Source organism: Bacteroides sp. L10-4 (genome assembly GCF_013373675.1).
Lineage (GTDB): Bacteria > Bacteroidota > Bacteroidia > Bacteroidales > Bacteroidaceae > Bacteroides > Bacteroides muris.
Genome location: NZ_JABXJH010000032.1, coordinates 12,963 through 30,457 on the forward strand (window position 1 = coordinate 12,963; position 17,495 = coordinate 30,457).

The window sequence follows — 17,495 nt, forward strand, 5'->3', positions numbered from 1 at the left end:
TATTTACCGCCTATAAATAAATTCGCTTATCTTTGCTTCCCCTTTCCAAAAGGGAAGTTCATTTAATTTTCAATTTTTAATTTTTAATTTTTAAAGTGGCAGAACAAAGAAGAACATCTCGCACTCCGAAAGGAAAGACACCACAGCCCGTAACAGACTACGGACGTATTCAGCCGCAAGCACCGGAGCTGGAAGAAGCTGTCTTAGGAGCCTTGATGATTGAGAAGGACGCTTATTCGCTGGTAAGTGAAATCCTTCGTCCGGAGTCATTCTATGAGCATAGACATCAGTTGATATATTCCGCCATTACCGATTTGGCAGTGAATCAGAAGCCGGTCGACATCCTCACCGTGAAGGAGCAGCTTTCCAAGCGGGGAGAACTGGAAGAAGTGGGAGGACCGTTCTATATTACCCAACTCAGTAGTAAGGTGGCATCTTCCGCACACATCGAATATCATGCACGTATTATTGCACAGAAAGCTTTGGCACGTGAACTGATTACTTTTACCAGCAATATCCAGAGCAAGGCTTTTGACGAGACGCTGGACGTGGATGATTTGATGCAGGAGGCTGAAGGAAAACTGTTCGAGATTTCCCAGCAGAACATGAAGAAGGATTACACGCAGATTAATCCGGTTATTGCCGAAGCCTATGATTTGATTCAGAAAGCTGCTGCCCGTACCGATGGTTTGAGTGGTTTGGAAAGTGGGTATACCAAACTTGACAAGATGACTTCCGGATGGCAGAAGTCCGACCTCATTATTATTGCAGCCCGTCCTGCCATGGGTAAAACGGCATTCGTACTTTCCATGGCGAAAAACATTGCCGTGAATTTTCGCAATCCTGTAGCGCTTTTCTCGCTTGAAATGAGTAACGTGCAGTTGGTGAACCGTCTGATATCTAACGTGTGCGAGATTCCGAGTGAAAAAATCAAGAGCGGTCAGTTGGCAGACTATGAATGGCAGCAGTTGGATTACAAACTGCGTGATTTGCTGGATGCTCCGCTCTATGTGGACGATACGCCTTCTTTGTCGGTATTCGAACTCCGTACAAAGGCACGGCGTCTGGTACGTGAACATGGAGTGAAGGTTATCATCATCGACTACCTTCAGTTGATGAATGCAAGCGGAATGTCTTTTGGTAGCCGTCAGGAAGAAGTTAGTACCATTTCGCGTTCATTGAAGGGGCTGGCCAAGGAGCTGAACATTCCCATCATCGCTCTGTCGCAGTTGAACCGTGGTGTGGAAAACCGTGAAGGCGAAGAAGGCAAGCGTCCCCAGTTGAGTGACCTTCGTGAATCTGGTGCCATCGAGCAGGATGCTGATATGGTGTGCTTCATCCATCGTCCCGAATATTACAAGATTTATACTTCTGCCGATGGCAGTGATTTGCGTGGTATGGCAGAAATCATCATTGCAAAGCATCGTAACGGTGCCGTAGGGGATGTGCGTCTGAGATTTATCGGGCAGTACACCCGTTTCCAGAACCCGGAGGATGATATGGTTATCCCACCTCCGACAGAGGGTGGAGGAGCTACATTCGGCTCACGTATGAATGCGCCTATTGGAAGTACGGCCACACCGCCGCCCCCATCGGCTAGCGACTTTCCGTTACAGACAGACAACCCGTTTGGAGGTATGGGGGCAGACGGCCCACTGCCTTTCTGATATATTTTTATAGCTACACCCTTTGCCTTGAATACCTATACCATCGTAGAGTAATGGCTACACCTTCAGGCGCAAAGGGTGTAGCCATGTTAAAATACTGAATTCTAGTCTGTTTGCTTATTCTACAACCTTCAATGTGGACAAGTGAAAACGTCAATCTTACTTTTGCTTCCTTTTCCGTTTTGATTGTGCCTCGGGTATCTGCTGTTCTGTGTTTATTTTATCAGTGGATAGAGTATTGTGTTTTACTTCTTGTTCCTTTCTCAACCGGTTGAGTTTCCATTTGTTCCAGAAAAGGAGCTCACTCCATTTGTTGAAATCTTTTTTGAAGATAATGCCAATACCTTGTGTCGTCAGATTTGTCCGGGTATAGTAGCGGTCGTTCGTTTCGTTGTACGCTTTCAAGCGGATGTCTCCGGAACGGTTGACGAGCCATTCCGCTTCAAAGTCTCCCACAAAATTGGTGTTTGCCATCGGATTGTCACGATAACCAAAATTACCATTGATAAGTAGTCGGTTATTCAATAATTGTCCTGAAAGCATGGTCTCGAACTCTACGTCTGTCCAGCCTCTTTCTCCGGTGCTGAAATTGGTACCGAAGTTCCAGTTATTGATATCGAGAATGTTCGACAAAGCGTTATTCAACTGTCCGGAAAGGGTGGATGAAACAACACTGGACATCATATTCGAATTCTGGGTGGCTCCCAAGTTTTCCGGGGTATAGAACTTGCCGATAGCCAGCAGATAGAGTATCTGCATGTTCATTTGTTCATCGGTAGGAATATAGTTTCGGACAATGGCTTGCACTTCATCGCGTTCGTTGGGCAGTTCGATGTCGAATTTTACATCAGGTGAAGTCAATTGTCCGGTAAGGTCCATCATGCAGTTCACTTTTACATTTGTCTGGCTGATGTAGCCGGAGGTTGCCTCGTTGGGCATCAAGTCATTTAAGGATGCTGAGTTGACCGTATAGCCTGCCTTTATGTCCAGAGTGGCATCCAGTGGCGAGCCGTTGAATGTAATGGTACTTCCATCTCTGATTATAAAGTCCTTCCGGATGACCTCTTGCAGGCTGAATTTGTAGACTCCCTGGCTTATCCGGTAACTGCCGAACATCTTTACATCTCCTTTATTGAAGAACTCAGTACGGATACTTCCGGTTCCCCGTCCACTGATATAGTCGCCGGCCATAGGGTCCATAATAATCTTCATGGTGGCGTCGGGAGTGGCGTCTACCAAGAGATTCAGCCGGATATCAGTGTCGTTCTCTTTCTCTTCCTCAATTTCCTTTTGAGCAATCTCGTAGTCGGAAAGGCGGACAGAGTCTTGTATGGCACGGCGTGGTGTCTTGTCCACAAACTTGATGAACTGGTTGCTGACTGCTGTAGAAACATTATCCTTTATATATGTAAAGGAGGTGTTACGATTGGTGGTCATTGCAACGTCAATGTTCACGCCATCTTGGGCGTTACCGGCAATAGTGGCATTTCCCGTACCATAGACGGTACCATAGAAGGGGTAGTCTGGTGATTCTTTGGTATTCATCACCAGCATGTCGTTGACATTGAAATTGAAACGGTACTCCAGGTTCTTGAAATGCTGATAGTGCAGATAGCCACTCATGCTGCCTTGATGCCCTTGCGTGTCGAAAATGCGGTTGTTGCGGAAGGTCAATCCGCCGGGTTCGATGTAGATGCTGTCTTTGACGGAGAAAGTGGTGTTGAGCACGTCTACCTTCATGGAGGCATCGCCAAATATACGTCCTTCCATGGTAAGAGCCTTGAATTTGCCATAGAAATGTACATGTCCGGTGGCACGTCCGTTGAATTCGGGCGTGATGCTGCTCATATAATGATGTATAAACTTCAGGTTGGTGCCGCCCGCTTCAATCTGGAGGTCTAATGAGCTGGTGGGTTTCAGGGGATAGACATAGCCATACACATGGCTTTTGGCAATGTCTTTCTCCCGGATATGGGCATCGAGATAGATGCCTTTCACATCGTGGTGCCATTCTCCGTGTATATTGGCATCACCCAACAATCCTTCGTTCAGCCCGAGGTTGCGGATAAACAAGTCGGTACTCATGACGGGCTTTTCCAGTACTCCGCTAGCGAAAGCCGGACCGGTGGCTTCTCCTTTGAAATTGACTCCGAGGTCTGCAATGTCGAATACATAACCAATGTTAATTTCCTTCAAATCCAGACGTACAGTATCTTCGGGTTGTGGTGAAACGATACCATTGATACGCAAGTGCCGGTCTTTATGGCTAAAGTAAAAATCATTGATGTACACTTTGCCGGAGTCGAATACGACCTGAGAAGGATGTATATCCCACAGTGTATCGTTCAGTATTACGTTGGTGGGCTGAACATCAATGACGGTTTTTAAGTCTCTCTTGCTTTCATTTGCTTCTTTCTGTTCACGGATGAAATGGGCGACAGCGGCAAGTTTCCCGCTGTAGGTTACAGTGCTACTGTTACCCCAATTCAGCGTGGTCTGTATGCTGTTGTTCTGGGCTTGCGCTTCTAAGGCTATATTGACTGCGCCATTTGATTTGCGGTTGTTGAAACGTAGGCGCGTATGGAATTGGTCACTGGGATTCTCGCAAAGGAACATTCCTGATTCAATGAATTTGTTCTCATAGCGGAGACGGGGAAAATAGCCTTCTACGCGGAGCCGCTGTGCCTTGTCATTGAAGTATCCTTTAATAGTGGAATGGGTATATACTTTTATCGGAATCTGAAAGACGGTGGAGAGTAGTTCCGTATTGTAAATGTGCATGTCGAAATGGAAATTATTCTCAGTTTCTATGGGTTTCTTGTCTGGCAGAATCAGGGCGGGGATATAACGCTGTATGATATTCAGTACACTGGCAGGCAAGGTACGATAAGAATAGTCTCCTTCTATGCTACCTTGGAGAAAATTGGATTGGATGGTCAGCTGTTTCCGGTCTTTGCTTTTCCTTATGGCAGATATCTTCAGATTGTCCAGAAAGTATTGTGCTTCTGGAGCTGCGAACAGTAAGCTGTCAACGTTGATTTCACCGTTCATCTCGTCAATGGAACCACCGGTGAAGTCAGCTTTGACCTTGACTGATATTTCCGCATCTTCATAGTTGGGTGTCAGATGTAGGGCATGAGGACGAAATTTGTCGATGTTTGCCTGAAAATTGAAAGTAGGTATCCGACTGGCGGTATTGATAGTACCGTTCAAAATAACAGTACCATTGGTGTCATCCAAGGCGACTTTTCCTGTGAAACCTCCCTGCTTGTATTCTCCATCCAAGGTGATGTTCTCGTAAGTGTAGTCGCTGTAATCAATGGAGGTAACCAATCCCTTCAATATGACAGACGGGTATTGGTTTTCGTAATGATTACTGTTGACATCCAGGTTAAAGGTTACTTTGCCGAGTTTATTGTTACCCAACATCCTGCCAAGTTCGAATTCCTTTGTTTTTATTGCACCGGAATAGGCAAAATAACCTTTATCTTTGTTAGAACTTAGTTTTACGTCAGTTTGGATGGTTCCGATGTCGGTGCGTACTTGTCCGTAAGTTACGAGGTCTGTGAAGTAGCCCGAGACTTCTCCACGGAAGGAAACCGTTCCCAAGTGTTGCAGGACTGGAGGTACTCCATTATAGTTCTTGCTGAAATTCCGAACAAGGAAGGCCATTCCTTCCGGATCTACGTACAAATTGGACAAATTGCCGAATATATAAGCACTTTCCGGATGGGAAAGGTCTTGCAGAGATACGTCTCCCCTCAGATAAAAATGATTTCTGACAGAGACGGAAAGGTGTGGACAATTCAGTTGATTGATGGTACCGTCCGTCTGTACCTCTACTTGCAATTTCTCCTTGAAGGAACTAAAAGCCGGAACAAAAGCCGATAAATCCTGCAAGGCAATTTGAGAGGGTAGCAAATGGAATGAGAAACGTACATCTTGGGCAAGATTGTTAAAAGCCCCCAGGTTGTCATAATCCATGTGTATAGTATCCATTGCCAAAGAGGTGTTGGGGAGGTCAATGGCAAAATTTTCGATTTTCATCCGTTGGTTGTTGCCGATAACCTTTAGGCTTAGTTTCTTCAATTCAAATCCGGAGTGCTCCTCTTCGATACTCAGACGCTTGATGGCGGCATTAATAGAATCATTTTGCAATGCTTTTAGGGAGATGTTTGCAATAATGTTGCGCAAGCGGAGATGCTGTGGATTGAACTTTCCCGGAGTCTCTTTTTCAGACAGAACATCATACGAAACCTTTCCGCGACGTATCAGTAAGGAATTGATACGGAGATTCAGATTGGTTTTCTTTTGAACCGTATCTTTGGATGCGAATGCGTCAAGTACAAACTGAAAATTAGGTTTATCCTTGGGAGTCTGCTTGCTCAGATTGATGTTAAATCCAAACAATTGTATATTACTGATGGATATTTTGCCGCTGAATAGGGGGAGAATATCGAATTTGGCAGAAAGACGGGTCACCTTCAGTATTTCTTTACCGGACAGGTCATTCAGGAGCAGGTCGTCGATGATGATGCGGTTCAGCAATCCTATGTTTATTCGCCCAATGGAAATCTTGCTGTCCAGCATGGAAGCCAGTTCATTGGCAACAAATACAGACATTTGCCGCTGAACATATGGAATGTTCAGCAACATGATGGTACCGATATACAGGCCCAATACAATACCGAGTACCCAGCGTACTGTTTTTTTTAGCTTTCTGATAGGCGGTTAATTTTTATAATCTCGCCACAAAAATATGAAATAATACGTTATGAATCGTACTTTTATCACTACTTTTGCAGCGTTTAAACGTAAATAAACATTATGAGTACAATAATCTTGGGAATAGAATCTTCTTGTGATGACACTTCTGCAGCTGTCATCAAAGATGGCTATCTGCTTTCGAATGTGGTGGCCAGCCAAGCTGTGCATGAAGCATATGGTGGGGTAGTGCCTGAACTGGCTTCCCGTGCGCACCAACAAAATATAGTTCCGGTAGTGCATGAGGCATTGAAACGCGCCGGAGTAACCAAAGAGGCATTGAATGCTGTGGCCTTTACTCGTGGACCGGGATTGATGGGGTCTTTGTTGGTGGGGGTATCTTTTGCCAAAGGGTTCGCCCGTTCATTAGGTATTCCTATGATTGATGTTAATCATTTGAATGGACATGTGTTAGCTCATTTTATTAAAGTAGAAGGTGAAGATAATGTGCAGCCGGAGTTTCCTTTCCTTTGCTTGCTGGTTTCCGGTGGTAATTCGCAAATTATTTTAGTGAAGGCTTATAATGATATGGAGATTCTGGGGCAGACGATTGATGACGCTGCAGGCGAGGCAATTGACAAATGCTCGAAGGTAATGGGATTGGGGTATCCGGGTGGTCCTATTATTGATAAGCTGGCCCGTCAGGGTAATCCTAAAGCCTTCTCGTTCAGCAAGCCGCATATTCCGGGGCTGGATTATAGTTTCAGTGGATTGAAGACTTCATTTCTCTACTCTTTGCGTGACTGGATAAAGGAAAATCCCGATTTTATCAAGCATCATAAGACGGATTTGGCAGCTTCGTTAGAGGCTACTGTTGTGGATATCTTGATGGACAAGTTGCGTAAAGCCGCCAAGCAATATAAGATAAAGGAAGTGGCTGTGGCAGGAGGCGTCTCCGCTAATAATGGATTACGTAATGCATTTCGTGAGCATGCAGGGAAATATGGCTGGAAGATATTTATTCCGAAGTTCAGCTATACGACAGATAATGCCGCCATGATTGCCATTACAGGATACTTTAAATATCTGGACAAAGATTTTTGTCCAATGGAGGCACCTGCTTATTCGCGTGTTACTTTAGGATAAGTATATAATAATATATAAGGTATGAAGTTGGAAGAAAAGGTTGGAGAGCTGCTGAAAGAAAAGAAATTGTTCCTTTCTACCGCAGAAAGTTGTACGGGCGGGGGAATTGCTGTTTTGATAACTTCTATTCCTGGCAGTTCGGAATACTTTAATGGTGGTATAGTGGCGTATTCCAATGAAATAAAGATGTCTTTGTTGCATGTGTCTGCCGAAACATTGGAAAAATATGGAGCGGTAAGCCGCGAAACTGTTACAGAAATGGTGAAAGGTGCGATGAAAACGCTGAAAACAGATTGTGCAGTGGCTACTTCCGGCATTGCAGGTCCTGGAGGCGGAACTCCGGAAAAGCCGGTGGGCACAGTGTGGATAGCTGCTGCCTATAAAAATGAAATCGTTACCATGAAGCAGGAGGGAGACGAGGGAAGAAAGGGAAATGTGAAAAAAGCAATTCAAAATGCCCTTATGTTGCTTTATGAGAGATTGAAATGAGGAAAAAATACTATTATACAGTGAATTATTTTAGGAAAAACTTGTTTGGTAACGATAAAAGTGCTTACTTTGCGCTCTGTTTGAAATAGGCAAAAAAGAAAACTATAAAATTAAGATAGAAATGTCAAAGATTTGTCAAATTACCGGAAAGAAGGCCATGATTGGCAACAATGTTTCACACTCAAAGAGAAGAACGAAGAGAACCTTTGATTTGAACTTGTTTAACAAGAAGTTCTACTATGTAGAGCAGGATTGCTGGATCAGCCTTAGCATTTGCGCTAATGGTTTGCGCGTTATTAATAAGAAAGGACTGGACGCTGCTTTGAAAGATGCGGTAGCTAAAGGTTATTGTGATTGGAAAAGCATTAAAGTTATTGGCTAAAGTAGAGGAGAATACTGATTATGGCAAAGAAAGCAAAAGGTAACAGAGTACAGGTGATTCTGGAATGCACAGAACACAAAGATAGCGGTATGCCGGGTACTTCTCGTTATATTACGACGAAGAACAGAAAGAATACCACAGAGAGATTGGAGTTGAAGAAATATAACCCGATTTTGAAGAGAGTAACAGTACATAAAGAAATCAAATAATAAATCTATAACTTATGGCAAAGAAAGCGGTAGCAACCTTGCACGAAGGAAGTAAAGAAGGACGTTCTTATACAAAGGTTATCAAAATGGTGAAGTCTCCTAAGACTGGTGCTTACATCTTTGATGAACAGATGGTCCGTAATGAAGATGTTCAGAACTTCTTTAAGAAATAAGATAAATACAGTGGCTGTAAAGCGCTGATGGATTATAAAAATCCCCTTGTCGGTTTTCCGGTAAGGGGATTCTTTGTGTATGCCCGGTATGGTTATTAGTGTGTGGGAAAAAGCCGACTTGTAACCTCCGCAATGTCTAATGATAGGTTGCGTAGGACTGGATATGTGTTCCTAATGGACTGCTATCTCAAATGGGTGCCCCGAATAGGAATCGCTGTATGCCGAACGGCATGTACGGTGATGTGAGAGATTGGAAAACTACTTAGTTTTCCTTCTACTCAATTAAAAAGAGGATGAAGTTTTTAATATTCGTCAGTTTTGTTATATCTTTGCTGAAAATGCGAAGATAGGCTGCACCTTAGCATAAGAAATGAACGAGTTCATTTTTATTCTATATTCGGTTTGCAATATCTTTACAGGGAATGCGAAAATAGATTGCATAAAAATAATTAATGTATGGGATTTTTTAGTTTTTTCTCCAAGGAAAAAAAGGAAACATTAGATAAAGGATTATCTAAGACCAAAGAAAGTGTGTTTGGCAAGATTGCACGTGCCGTGGCAGGAAAGTCAAAAGTTGATGATGAAGTATTGGATAATTTGGAAGAGGTGTTGATAACTTCGGATGTGGGCGTGGAAACGACACTGAGAATTATTGAACGTATCGAAAAGCGTGTAGCAGCAGACAAATATATGAATGCCACTGAGCTGAATCATATTTTACGTGATGAAATCGCAGCGTTGCTTACGGAGAATAATTCGGAGGATGTGGATGACTTTGAAGCACCGATTGCTAAGAAACCATACGTCATTATGGTAGTGGGCGTCAATGGTGTAGGGAAGACCACTACGATTGGTAAACTGGCTTATCAGTTCAAGAAAGCCGGAAAATCTGTTTATCTGGGTGCTGCCGATACTTTCCGTGCTGCTGCAGTGGAGCAGTTGGTAATATGGGGTGAACGGGTAGGCGTGCCTGTTGTGAAGCAGAAAATGGGTGCCGACCCAGCTTCAGTCGCTTTTGACACACTGAATTCTGCAACTGCCAATAATGCGGATGTAGTAATTATAGATACGGCAGGACGCCTTCATAATAAAGTCGGTTTGATGAATGAACTGACGAAAATCAAGAATGTGATGAAGAAGGTTGTCCCTGATGCTCCGAATGAAGTGTTGCTTGTGTTGGATGGCTCAACCGGACAGAATGCATTCGAGCAAGCCAAGCAGTTCACTCTGGCAACAGAGGTTACGGCAATGGCTGTTACAAAGTTGGACGGAACAGCCAAGGGTGGCGTAGTCATCGGCATTTCAGACCAGTTTAAGATTCCGGTTAAATATATTGGATTGGGTGAAGGAGTGGAAGATTTGCAGGTGTTCCGTAAAAAGGAATTTGTTGATTCACTGTTTGGGGAGAATGCATGAAACGGAAGACTATAGATATCATTACTTTAGGATGTTCTAAAAACCTAGTGGATTCGGAACATTTGATGCGCCAGTTGGAAGAAGAGGGATTCTATGTGACACATGATGCGGAAAGGCCAAAAGGACAGATTGTCGTAATCAATACTTGCGGTTTCATCGGTGATGCCAAAGAGGAATCCATTAATATGATTCTGGAATTTGCGCAGGCCAAGGAGGAAGGAAACTTGGAAAAGCTTTATGTAATGGGTTGTCTTTCGGAACGTTATCTGAAAGAATTGGCCGTTGAAATTCCCCAGGTGGATAAATTCTATGGTAAATTCAATTGGAAAGAATTGTTGCAGGATTTGGGAAAGGCCTATCATGACGAGTTGCACATAGAGCGTACACTGACCACTCCAAAGCATTATGCCTATTTGAAGATATCCGAAGGGTGTGACCGTAAATGTTCTTATTGTGCTATTCCCATCATTACGGGACGACATGTGTCACGCCCGATGGAGGAGATACTTGGTGAGGTGAGATATCTGGTTGCATGTGGTGTAAGGGAATTCCAAGTTATAGCCCAGGAGTTGACCTATTATGGAGTGGATTTATACAAGAAGCAAATGTTGCCCGAGCTTGTTGAGCGGATTTCGGATATTCCCGGAGTGGAGTGGATACGCTTGCACTATGCTTATCCGGCGCATTTCCCGGCTGATTTGCTTCGTGTGATGCGCGAACGTGACAATGTATGTAAATATATGGATATTGCCCTGCAACATATCAGCGACAATATGCTGCAAAGGATGCGCCGCCATGTGACGAAGGCTGAGACTTATAAGTTGATAGAACAATTCCGTGAGGAGGTTCCCGGTATCCATCTCCGTACTACACTGATGGTGGGGCATCCGGGAGAAACAGAAACTGATTTTGAGGAACTGAAAGAGTTTGTCCATAAAGTTCGTTTCGATAGAATGGGGGCTTTTGCGTATTCGGAAGAAGAAGGGACATATGCTGCTGCCGAATACAAGGATTCTATTCCCCAAGAAGTGAAGCAAGCGCGCCTGGATGAGTTAATGTCTATTCAACAAGGCATTTCAGGGGAGCTGAGTGCTGAAAAAGTAGGCAGGCGGATGAAAGTAATCATTGACCGGCTTGAAGGTGAATATTATATCGGACGTACAGAATTTGATTCTCCTGAAGTGGATCCAGAGGTTCTGATTGAACGTGGAGACAAAACATTACATATAGGTAACTTTTACCATGTAGAGATAATTAATTCCGATGATTTCGACCTTTTTGGGCGAATAATTTAAAGAATTTTCCTTATCTTCTTGCATATGTGAAGAAGATTTGCTAATATAGCACTGAAGTTCAATTTAAAAGCTTACATTTTGAATAACAAAGAGTTTACTTCTGAATTGTCGCGGAGGTTAGGATATACATTGAAAGATACTTCTGAGTTGGTTGCTTCATTGCTGTCGGATATGACACGACAGTTGGAGGAGGGGAATATTATCTCTATACAAGGCTTCGGCACATTCGAAGTGAAAAAGAAGGCAGAGCGTATATCAGTGAATCCGACTACAAAGCAGCGTATGTTGGTACCTCCTAAATTGGTGTTGACTTATAAGCCGAGTACATTATTGAAGGATAAGTTTAAGTAACTGGCTTTTAAAAATCTCCCGTATATGAATGAGAAACTGAACATACAAGATCTGATAGACACGCTGGCTGAAAGGCATGGCATGAGCAAGAAGAATGCGGATAGTTTTGTGAAAGAATTCTTCCAGCTGATTGAGGAGTCATTGGAGAAGGACAAGTATGTGAAGATACGAGGTTTGGGGACTTTCAAGCTGATAGATGTCGGGAGTCGTGAAAGCGTTAATGTGAATACGGGGGAAAGGTTTGAGATACAAGGGCATACAAAAGTGTCGTTTACGCCAGAACCGGCTTTGAAAGATATTGTCAATAGACCATTTTCGCATTTTGAAACTGTAGTTTTGAATGACGCTACAGTGCTTGAGGATACTTTGCAGGAAAATGACAGTGAAGATGATGAAGATATTGAAATCAAGACTCCGGAACAAGAGGTAAAGGAGAAGGTTGAACTTGCTGTTGAAGAAGAAACTGTAATCGTAGAAGATGAAATTACAATAAAAGAAGCGGTGGCGGAAGAGGCTGCTTTAGTGGAAGAACCGTTAGTCGAGCCAGAATCGGAAGTTGAAGAGGAGAAACCGGAAAAAACTGAACCGGAAGCAATACCTGAAAATATAGCTGCTACTGAGCTGAAACCGTCTGAGGCAGTGGTAAAAGATATGGCAGATTCTTCGACTATGAAATATTTTATAGGCATCGTTATTTTTGTAGTGTTATTGTGTGGTGGTGCTGTAGCTTTCATGTATTATCCGGACTTGCTTGACAAATTTGCGACAAACCTTCTTGTAAAAGAAGTTGCAGATTCAGATGTAAAGGAATCTGTTACTAAAAAGGCGAATGTTCTTACCGGTAAAGACAATATTGCTTTGACAGACAGTATTGTTTTTAAAAATGTTGTAGTTCCTGCCCGGACAGATACTGTGGCAGAAACTGTTGCTGCAACAACCGCTGCGCTTAAAAAGACTCCCGAAGAAAATGTACAAGCACAGTTTTTTGCTCCTAAAAAAGAGCAGAAAAAGACAGTTGTACCGTTTAAACCGGATTCTGTGGGGTATACGATTGTGGGAACAGAAACCACTTATACCATCAAGGAAGGAGAAACGCTGACTAGGGTGGCACTTCGTTTTTACAGAACAAAAGCTCTTTGGCCTTATATCGTGAAGCATAATCCCGACGTAATCAAGAATCCGGATAATGTGCCTTATGGTACCACTATCAAGATACCGAAACTGGCCAAGAAGCAGTAAAAAAATTGCTGCTTCTTTTTTTGTTAAATACTAAACTCTATGAAAGTAGTTTAATCTAAGGGCTTCGCATAGTTTTTTTAATAAAAATTAGTTGGTATGGTTAATTTATTCCTGTACTTTTGGGAGCTAAAAAAATGATTACCGGTTAAAAACCGGATAAATGAGGAAATTAAACATTAAAAAATAGATTGATTTATGGCTGAAACAATTGACATCCGCGAACTGAATGAGCGGATTGAAAGACAAAGTGCTTTCGTTACCAATCTTACCACAGGTATGGACCAGGTCATTGTAGGACAAAAGCATCTGGTAGAGTCGTTGTTGATTGGTTTGTTGTCTGATGGACATGTATTGTTGGAAGGTGTGCCCGGTTTGGCAAAGACTTTGGCTATCAAGACACTTTCTTCGCTGATTGATGCACAATACAGTCGCATTCAGTTTACGCCCGACTTGTTGCCTGCCGATGTAATAGGTACAATGGTTTACAGTCAAAAGGATGAAACGTTTCAAGTAAAAAAAGGTCCGGTTTTCGCAAACTTTGTTTTGGCCGATGAAATCAACCGTGCTCCCGCCAAAGTACAGAGTGCTTTGCTGGAAGCCATGCAGGAACGTCAAGTTACTATCGGCAATGAAACTTTCGGGTTGCCCAAGCCGTTCTTGGTGCTTGCCACGCAAAATCCTATTGAGCAGGAAGGTACTTATCCGCTGCCCGAAGCGCAAGTGGACCGTTTCATGCTGAAAGTCGTAATTGACTATCCGAAACTGGAAGAGGAGAAACTGATTATCCGCCAGAATATCAACGGAGAAAAGTTCAACGTGAAGCCAATCCTGAAAGCTGACGAAATTATCGAAGCCCGCAAGGTGGTTCGCCAGGTATATTTGGACGAGAAAATCGAAAAATATATTGTCGATATTGTATTTGCCACCCGTTATCCGGAGAAGTACAATCTGAAAGAGCTGAGAGACATGATTGGTTTCGGCGGTTCGCCCCGTGCCTCCATCAACCTGGCCCTGGCTGCCCGTAGCTACGCGTTCATCAAGCGCCGCGGTTATGTCATTCCGGAGGATGTGCGCGCTGTGGCACACGACGTACTTCGCCACCGTATCGGCTTGACTTACGAGGCAGAAGCCAGCAATATGACATCTGATGAAATCGTCAGCAAGATACTGAATAAGGTTGAAGTGCCCTAACGCATAATAAAGGTTTTCGTAGACTTGAGGTTTATAGTCCTGGACCTGAGGTTTAGCGTCATAAGCCTTAGGTTTGAGCATTCAAAACCTCCCCCCCTTTTTCATAGGGAAGTTTCTGTTATAAACTAAATTGCGCTTGTGTGCTTAAATGAGATTATTAAAATAAATCAATGGAAACAACAGAACTTTTGAAGAAAGTCCGTCAGATTGAGATAAAAACGCGTGGATTGTCCAACAATATCTTTGCCGGGCAGTATCACTCAGCCTTCAAGGGTAGAGGTATGGCATTCTCCGAAGTGCGTGAGTATCAGTTTGGCGACGACATACGTGACATCGACTGGAATGTGACCGCCCGCTTCAATAAGCCTTACGTCAAGGTGTTTGAGGAGGAGCGCGAATTGACTGTGATGTTGCTGGTAGATGTTTCCGGTAGTTTGGAATTCGGTACGGTAAAGCAGATGAAGAAGGATATGGTGACAGAAATTGCCGCAACACTTGCATTTTCGGCCATTCAGAACAATGATAAGATTGGTGTCATCTTCTTTTCTGACCGAATTGAAAAGTTTATTCCGCCCAAGAAGGGACGTAAGCATATACTTTATATCATCCGCGAATTGATAGATTTTCATGCGGAAAGCCGGAGGACTAACATTCGTCTGGGATTGGAGTATCTGACAAACGTAATGAAGCGTCGCTGTACGGCTTTTATCCTGTCGGACTTCATAGACCTAGAAAGTTTCAAGAACGCCTTGACCATTGCCAATCGTAAGCATGACTTGGTTGCCGTTCAGGTATACGACCGTCGTGTGGAAGAATTGCCATCTGTGGGACTGATGAAGATTAGGGATGCCGAGACGGGACACGAGCAGTGGTTCGACACCTCCTCGCGTGCTGTGCGTCGTGCCCATCATGATTGGTGGGTGAACAAGCAGGCGGAATTGAATGAAACGTTTACCAAGAGTAATGTTGACAATGTGTCGGTACGTACCGACCAAGATTATGTCAAGGCATTAATGAATTTGTTTGCGAAACGAAATTAATCGGAAAATGAAAAGATATTTATTTCTGATAGCGTTATTAATAGCATGCTCGGGAAGGGTAGCAGCCCAGTCGGTAACGGTAGATGCTACAATTGACTCTTTGCAGATTCTTATTGGGGAGCAGGCAAGGATAAAGCTTCAAGTATCTCTGGATGCCGATAAACGTGCCATATTTCCGGTATATACCGATACGCTGGTGAATGGGGTTGAAATCATTGATGTGGCCAAGCCGGATACGCAACTGCTGAATGATGGCCGGCGTGCATTGATAACTCAAGAGTATACAATTACTTCTTTCGACTCGGCTCTTTATTATCTACCGCCTATGGAGGTGACAGTGGATAATGAGAAGTATTGCTCGAAAGCGTTGGCCTTGAAAGTATATTCAGTGAATGTCCCGTTAGACCCGGAGAATCCGGAACAGTTCTTTGGCCCCAAAACAGTGATGCAAGCACCTTTTGCTTGGGAAGATTGGTATGGTCTTATGGCTTGCGGTGCGCTGATTATCCCGATAGGGATATTGCTTGTCTATCTGATAATGCGTTTCTTTGACAATAAGCCTATTATCCGTAAGGTGAAGGTGGAGCCTAAGCTGCCTCCCCATCAGTTGGCCATGCAGGAGATAGAACGTATCAAAAATGAGAAGGTATGGCAGAAAGGGGAGCCGAAGGAATATTATACAGAATTGACCGATACTCTTCGTATGTATATAAAAGACCGTTTTGGTTTCAATGCGTTAGAAATGACTTCTACGGAAATCATAGATAAGTTGCTGGAAATAAGAGATAAGGATGCGATTTCTGATTTGCGTGAATTGTTTCAGACTGCAGATTTGGTGAAATTTGCCAAGCATAATCCGTTGATGAACGAAAATGACGCTAACCTGATTAATGCCATTGACTTTATTAATGAAACCAAGGAGAAAGAAGAGGAGAATGCCAAGCCGCAGCCTACTGAGATTACCATTATCGAGAAACGTTCTTTGCGTACCAAGATTTTGCTAGGAGCAGGTATTGTGGTATTGGCTGTAGCCCTTGCGGGTTCATTGATATACATCGGTTTGGAGTTGTATAATTATTTTGCTTAATGCTGAAAAAGTGACTTCAATCAGATATATATGAATGAAAAATGAAGGATGTTTGGAACGAAGCTGAATTGTAAATCGTTAAATCGTACATAAATATGGTTTTTGCCAATATTGAATATTTATTTTTGCTGCTGTTGCTTATACCTTATGTAGTATGGTATATTATGAAGCGGAAGAATAGTGAAGCTGCGCTTCAAATTCCGGATGCCCGTGTGTATGCTCATACTCCTAGAAGCTATAAGAACTATTTATTGCATGTACCGTTTGTACTGCGGATAATTGCCTTGATACTGATTATCCTTGTTTTGGCACGTCCGCAAACCACAGATAGCTGGCAGAACAGTGAGATTGAGGGTATTGATATTATGCTTGCTATGGACGTTTCTACCAGTATGCTGGCCGAAGACTTGAAACCTAATCGGTTAGAAGCAGCCAAAGATGTGGCGGCAGAGTTTATTAACGGACGTCCGAATGACAATATAGGTATAACTTTGTTTGCAGGAGAAAGCTTTACGCAATGTCCATTGACAGTAGACCATGCCGTATTGTTGAACTTGCTTAAAGATATGAAATGCGGGCTGATTGAAGACGGAACTGCAATCGGTATGGGTATTGCCAATGCCGTTACCCGTTTGAAGGATAGCAAGGCAAAGTCGAAAGTCATTATTCTGCTGACGGACGGTGTCAATAATAAAGGTGATATTTCTCCTTTAACGGCTGCTGAAATAGCCAAAAACTTTGGCATTCGCGTTTATACTATTGGGGTAGGAACCAATGGTATGGCTCCTTATCCTTATCCGGTAGGCGGAACAGTGCAATATGTCAATATGCCCGTCGAGATTGATGAAAAGACTTTGACACAGATTGCCGGAACAACGGAAGGTAACTATTTCCGTGCCACCAGCAATTCGAAGTTGAAGGAAGTGTATGAGGAGATAGACAAGCTGGAGAAAACAAAATTGAATGTAAAAGAATACAGCAAGCGTCAGGAAGAGTACCGCTGGTTTGCGTTGGCTGCTTTCTTGTGTGTATTGCTGGAGGTACTGTTGCGCAACTCTATATTGAAGAAGATTCCGTAAGAGGATCTTTTCGATATGCTTGCACTA

Annotated in this window: 15 protein-coding genes; 14 read left to right on the forward strand and 1 reads right to left on the reverse strand. The window is 43.2% G+C overall.

From position 1 onward, the window contains the following. The first annotated feature begins 95 nt into the window (after positions 1 to 95). On the forward strand, positions 96 to 1,667 hold the full coding sequence (gene dnaB / locus HU824_RS11340; RefSeq protein ID WP_136011201.1) for a replicative DNA helicase: 1,572 nt from the start codon (positions 96 to 98) through the stop codon (positions 1,665 to 1,667). 159 nt (positions 1,668 to 1,826) lie between these two features. Here the strand turns inward: dnaB and HU824_RS11345 are convergent, their stop codons facing one another. After that, positions 1,827 to 6,290, reverse strand: a complete 4,464-nt coding sequence (locus HU824_RS11345; protein WP_176468902.1) for a translocation/assembly module TamB domain-containing protein — start codon at positions 6,288 to 6,290, stop codon at positions 1,827 to 1,829. Between the two features lie 204 nt (positions 6,291 to 6,494). Here HU824_RS11345 and tsaD point away from each other — a divergent pair, with 204 nt between their 5' ends. The 13 genes from tsaD to HU824_RS11410 all read left to right on the forward strand — a co-directional run bounded on the left by tsaD (position 6,495) and on the right by HU824_RS11410 (position 17,468). After that, a complete protein-coding gene (gene tsaD / locus HU824_RS11350) occupies positions 6,495 to 7,517 on the forward strand; it encodes a tRNA (adenosine(37)-N6)-threonylcarbamoyltransferase complex transferase subunit TsaD (RefSeq protein WP_176468903.1) in 1,023 nt (340 codons plus the stop codon). Between the two features lie 21 nt (positions 7,518 to 7,538). Further along, complete coding sequence (locus tag HU824_RS11355; protein ID WP_136010998.1) at positions 7,539 to 8,006, forward strand: CinA family protein; 468 nt, start codon at positions 7,539 to 7,541, stop codon at positions 8,004 to 8,006. Positions 8,007 to 8,127: 121 nt separating this feature from the next. Continuing rightward, positions 8,128 to 8,388 (forward strand): 50S ribosomal protein L28, encoded by a 261-nt coding sequence (gene rpmB / locus HU824_RS11360; RefSeq protein ID WP_136010997.1) that lies wholly within the window; start codon positions 8,128 to 8,130, stop codon positions 8,386 to 8,388. A 20-nt stretch (positions 8,389 to 8,408) separates the two neighbouring features. Beyond that, positions 8,409 to 8,597 carry a 50S ribosomal protein L33 gene (gene rpmG, locus HU824_RS11365; RefSeq protein WP_002560155.1) on the forward strand — a complete coding sequence of 63 codons (189 nt, stop codon included), beginning with the start codon at positions 8,409 to 8,411 and terminating at the stop codon, positions 8,595 to 8,597. Between the two features lie 14 nt (positions 8,598 to 8,611). Continuing rightward, entirely contained in the window at positions 8,612 to 8,770 is a 159-nt protein-coding gene (locus HU824_RS11370; protein WP_005827735.1) for a DUF4295 domain-containing protein, read from the forward strand. A gap of 456 nt (positions 8,771 to 9,226) precedes the next feature. Further along, positions 9,227 to 10,186, forward strand: a complete 960-nt coding sequence (gene ftsY / locus HU824_RS11375) for a signal recognition particle-docking protein FtsY (RefSeq protein WP_136010996.1) — start codon at positions 9,227 to 9,229, stop codon at positions 10,184 to 10,186. Beyond that, positions 10,183 to 11,481, forward strand: coding sequence for a 30S ribosomal protein S12 methylthiotransferase RimO (gene rimO, locus HU824_RS11380; protein WP_176468904.1), 1,299 nt, complete (start codon positions 10,183 to 10,185; stop codon positions 11,479 to 11,481). Before ftsY ends, rimO begins: the two co-directional genes overlap by 4 nt. Before the next feature lie 78 nt (positions 11,482 to 11,559). After that, the gene (locus HU824_RS11385) at positions 11,560 to 11,832 is read left to right on the forward strand and encodes an HU family DNA-binding protein (protein ID WP_025832116.1); all 273 of its coding nucleotides are present in this window, start codon (positions 11,560 to 11,562) and stop codon (positions 11,830 to 11,832) included. Positions 11,833 to 11,856: 24 nt separating this feature from the next. Continuing rightward, positions 11,857 to 13,071: an HU family DNA-binding protein gene (locus HU824_RS11390; protein ID WP_136010994.1), complete on the forward strand. Its 1,215-nt coding sequence runs from the start codon at positions 11,857 to 11,859 to the stop codon at positions 13,069 to 13,071. Between the two features lie 195 nt (positions 13,072 to 13,266). Then, the gene (locus HU824_RS11395; RefSeq protein ID WP_176468905.1) at positions 13,267 to 14,262 is read left to right on the forward strand and encodes a MoxR family ATPase; all 996 of its coding nucleotides are present in this window, start codon (positions 13,267 to 13,269) and stop codon (positions 14,260 to 14,262) included. 170 nt (positions 14,263 to 14,432) lie between these two features. Then, positions 14,433 to 15,302: a DUF58 domain-containing protein gene (locus HU824_RS11400; protein WP_176468906.1), complete on the forward strand. Its 870-nt coding sequence runs from the start codon at positions 14,433 to 14,435 to the stop codon at positions 15,300 to 15,302. 7 nt (positions 15,303 to 15,309) lie between these two features. Beyond that, positions 15,310 to 16,389 (forward strand): hypothetical protein, encoded by a 1,080-nt coding sequence (locus HU824_RS11405; protein ID WP_136010991.1) that lies wholly within the window; start codon positions 15,310 to 15,312, stop codon positions 16,387 to 16,389. 95 nt (positions 16,390 to 16,484) lie between these two features. Further along, on the forward strand, positions 16,485 to 17,468 hold the full coding sequence (locus HU824_RS11410) for a VWA domain-containing protein (protein WP_176468907.1): 984 nt from the start codon (positions 16,485 to 16,487) through the stop codon (positions 17,466 to 17,468). Positions 17,469 to 17,495 lie beyond the last annotated feature (27 nt).